Below are 3,577 nucleotides of genomic sequence, written 5' to 3'. Positions count from 1 at the left end.
AATCCGGTGTTGTAGGGATCCGCCTTGTACTTCACATCGTCGAACACGAAGAATTCGGCTTCCGGGCCGACAAAGATGGTGTCGCCGATGCCTTCGGCCTTCATGTAGGCCTCGGCCTTCTTGGCCGTACCGCGCGGATCGCGGTTGTAGGATTCACCCGAAACCGGATCGAGGATGTCGCACAGGATGACCATGGTCGACTGCGCGAAAAACGGGTCCATGTGGACCGTTTCCGGATCGGGCATCAGCACCATGTCGGACTCGTTGATGGCCTTCCAGCCGGCAATCGACGAGCCGTCGAACATCACGCCATCGGCGAACATGTCTTCCTCGACCTCGATGACATCCATCGTCACGTGCTGCAGCTTGCCCTTCGGGTCCGTGAAGCGCAGGTCGACGAATTTCACGTCGTTGTCCTTGATCTGCTTCATGATGTCTTTGGCTGTCGTCATGTCATGTATCCCTGTGTGATGACTTTTTTTGATGATGACGTTTTTCGGGAGGATGGCGCGGTCGGTCAGACCGCGTCCATGCCCGTTTCGCCGGTGCGTATACGCACGACTTCCTCGATATTGGAAACGAAGATCTTGCCGTCGCCGATACGACCGGTCTGGGCCGCCTTGCGGATGGCCTCGATCGCACCTTCGACCGCGTCGTCGCCAAGCACGACCTCGATCTTCACCTTGGGCAGGAAGTCGACGACATATTCGGCGCCGCGGTAGAGTTCGGTGTGGCCCTTCTGACGACCGAAGCCTTTTGCTTCGGTGACGGTGATGCCTTGCAGTCCGGCCTCCTGAAGCGCTTCCTTCACTTCGTCGAGCTTGAATGGCTTGATGATCGCTTCGATCTTTTTCATGTAAAAAGTGGCCTCCACTGCCAAAAAAACGGGTTGTGACCCCCCGCTTGCGCCTCCATCAAGCACGAACTGTGCCAATTCAGCGGATTCTAAGCGGTCTCATAAGATTTCAAAGCCGCGCCGCACCGGGATGCAAATTCGCGTCATTCGCTGCACCGGAAGCGGCATGGACTGCCAGAGCCTACACAGCGCCAGCACCCACGTCCGCACAAAAATCGGGCATATTGCCTATCCCCCAGGCAATTTTCTGCCCGCGATGCTTTCGTGCCAACGTTATGGCTGCAGATCTCGGCAACTCCCCCTTGTTTGCTTAGGATCGAAATCGGACAATGCTTGATCGCATGCGGATCGGCAATCCATGAGCAACGAACTTCTTTCCCCGGCCGAAATGAGCGAGGCCGATCGGCTGACGATTGCCGCCGGCCCAGCCGACGGCATCGGCCTGATGCGGCGCGCTGGTGGAGCGGTCGCGGCCGAGGTTCTCAAGCGCTACCCCTCGGCAAAGCACATCCATGTGCTGTGCGGGCCCGGCAACAATGGCGGCGATGGCTATGTCGTTGCCCGCATCCTGGCCGGCAGCGGCGTCGGCACATCGGTCTGGGCATCCGGCGCGCCGAGGCCGAAAAGCGATGCGGCGCTCGCCGCCGCGGAATGCCCGATCAAGCCCCGGCCGCTGTCTGACTTTGACGCCAAGCCTGGCTCGATCGTGATCGACGCGCTCTATGGGGCGGGGCTGTCGAAGCCGCTGTCCGGCGACGCCGCGAAAGCCATCGATACAGTGACAGCCCTGAGCCTGCCCGTGGTCGCGGTCGACCTGCCGTCCGGCGTCTCTGGAAGGAGCGGTGACATATTGGGCAGGGCGTTTCGTGCCGAGGTCACCATCACCTTCGCGCGGAAAAAGCCTGGCCACCTGCTGCTGCCGGGGCGCGGGCAATGCGGTGAGATCGTGCTCGCCGATATCGGCATCGGCGACGGCATTATCGCCCAGCTCGCCGTCTCGACCTTCGAGAATGTGCCGGACCTGTGGTTGCAGGAATTTCCGGTGCCGACGGTGGATGCGCACAAATACAAGCGCGGCCATGTCGGCGTCTTTTCCGGCGGTCCCAGTGCTACGGGCGCGGCGCGGCTGTCGGCGCTGGCCGCCGCCAGAAGCGGGGCAGGGGCGGTCACCGTGCTGTCGCCTGGCAACGCCATGCAGGTGAACGCGATTCACCTGACCTCGATCATGCTGCGCGAGGCGGGCTCGCTCGAGGAGGTGCAGGAATTTCTAACGGTGCGCCATCCCGGGGCGCTGGTGTTCGGACCGGGGCTTGGGCCAAAGCCCAAGGTCGGCGATTTCGCCCTGCAGCTGATCAAGGCTTTGGAGGAGGAAGCACGCGACGAGGCGACCGCGAACCACGCCAGTGCGATGGTTCTTGATGCCGACGCCATCACGTCGCTGGCCCATCAGCCTCAGGCGCTGTTCGAAGCTGCCCGTCAGCCGAATGCGCCTGCCTTGATAGTTACGCCGCATGAGGGCGAATTCGGCCGCCTGTTCCCTGATATCGCCGGGGACAAAACCATGTCGAAATTGGACAAGGCGCGAACGGCCGCCACGCGGGCCAACGCCGTCATCGTCTACAAGGGCGCCGACACGGTCATAGCAGCACCCGATGGCAAAGCGGCGATCAACTCCAGCGGTGCACCGTGGCTGGCCACAGCCGGGTCAGGCGACGTGCTGTCGGGCATCATTGCCGGTTTGCTGGCGCAAGGCATGCGGCCCTTCGAGGGCACCTGCGCGGCGGTGTGGTTGCATGCTGAGGCCGGCAGCCGGTTCGGACCCGGTCTGATCGCCGAGGACCTGCCGTTGGCACTGGTGCCGGTGTTGCGCGAACTCTTCGACGCGCGCACGGCTGCCCAATGAGCCGCGCGCTCGTTCTGTTGCTTGCCACCCTCATCGCTGCCTTCATGGCGCCGACGGCGCGCGCCGAAGGTCCTGTGACGATCGTCGACGATCCGGCGGTGCTCGCCGCACTCGATGCCAGGGGTTTCGGTTTCGCCGATGTTTTCGGGGTCGACGGCGAGGGCGGTCTGAAGACGCTTTACGACGAGGCGCCGGCCTTTCACGCCATCGTCGAAACGGTTGCCTCCGATGTTGCGGCACTGCGTGCCGATATGAAAGCCGGCGGCCGGACGCTCTACGAAGTCACCGACGGCAATGTCGGCCGCATCATGGACATGCGCTGGCTGAAGACCGACGCCGCGCGCTTCCGGCTGGTCGGCGTCGTCAACCGGCTCGATCGTCGCGACTTCGCGGTGCTGCAAGGCGACAGGAGCTGCGGCGAGGTGCGCTTCATCTACCGCCTGGCCTACAGCTTTCGCAAAAACGGCAAGCTGCTGGCGTCGCGCCTGCCATTCAATTTCAATGCGGTCTACAGCGCCACCCCCGACGCCGATGGCGGCTGCGTCGGTGTTGCCGGACGCTGGACACCCCAGCTTGACGAGAGCGTCGATGCCGGCTGGCTGACCGGCGGGCCGCTGGAGAGAGCTGGGCTCACCTTCAAGCAGCTGGAGCTCAACGTACAGGTGGTGCGCTTCCCCTCCGGCCAGGAAACCGAGTTCGGTGGCCAGGCCGCCTATCTCATGCGGATATTCGGCATCGATGGCGCCGATATCAGCGAAAAACCGCTGGAGAACACGCCCGACACCGCACGGCTTTCGCAGGATGCGGCGCTGAAGGCA

3 protein-coding genes and 1 pseudogene are annotated in these 3,577 nt (G+C 63.1%); 2 read left to right on the top strand and 2 right to left on the bottom strand.

The features are described from left to right. Both ENZ75_RS25140 and ENZ75_RS25135 read right to left on the bottom strand, forming a co-directional pair. On the bottom strand, nucleotides 1-452 hold a 452-nt coding region (locus tag ENZ75_RS25140), incomplete at its 3' end, for a glutamine synthetase beta-grasp domain-containing protein (protein ID WP_206617099.1). Nucleotides 453-517: 65 nt separating this feature from the next. After that, nucleotides 518-856, bottom strand: a complete 339-nt coding sequence (locus ENZ75_RS25135) for a P-II family nitrogen regulator (protein ID WP_006205430.1) — start codon at nucleotides 854-856, stop codon at nucleotides 518-520. A gap of 358 nt (nucleotides 857-1,214) precedes the next feature. Here ENZ75_RS25135 and ENZ75_RS25130 point away from each other — a divergent pair, with 358 nt between their 5' ends. Further along, nucleotides 1,215-2,759 carry a bifunctional ADP-dependent NAD(P)H-hydrate dehydratase/NAD(P)H-hydrate epimerase gene (locus tag ENZ75_RS25130; RefSeq protein ID WP_063168062.1) on the top strand — a complete coding sequence of 515 codons (1,545 nt, stop codon included), beginning with the start codon at nucleotides 1,215-1,217 and terminating at the stop codon, nucleotides 2,757-2,759. Beyond that, nucleotides 2,756-3,577, top strand: a pseudogene (locus tag ENZ75_RS25125) (hypothetical protein); the annotation flags it as partial. The gene ENZ75_RS25130 and the pseudogene ENZ75_RS25125, both read left to right, overlap by 4 nt.

The organism is Mesorhizobium sp. M7A.F.Ca.CA.002.04.1.1, from assembly GCF_004022805.1.
Classification (GTDB): Bacteria; Pseudomonadota; Alphaproteobacteria; order Rhizobiales; family Rhizobiaceae; genus Mesorhizobium; species Mesorhizobium ciceri.
The sequence above is the reverse complement of the archived record's forward strand: the minus strand, read 5'-3'. Positions and strand labels throughout refer to the sequence as shown.

Excerpts from the sequence above, each read along its gene's own strand:
- ENZ75_RS25130 (WP_063168062.1), top strand. The coding sequence starts at position 1,215 with ATGAGCAACGAACTTCTTTCCCCGGCCGAAATGAGCGAGGCCGATCGG.
- ENZ75_RS25135 (WP_006205430.1), bottom strand. The coding sequence starts at position 856 with ATGAAAAAGATCGAAGCGATCATCAAGCCATTCAAGCTCGACGAAGTG.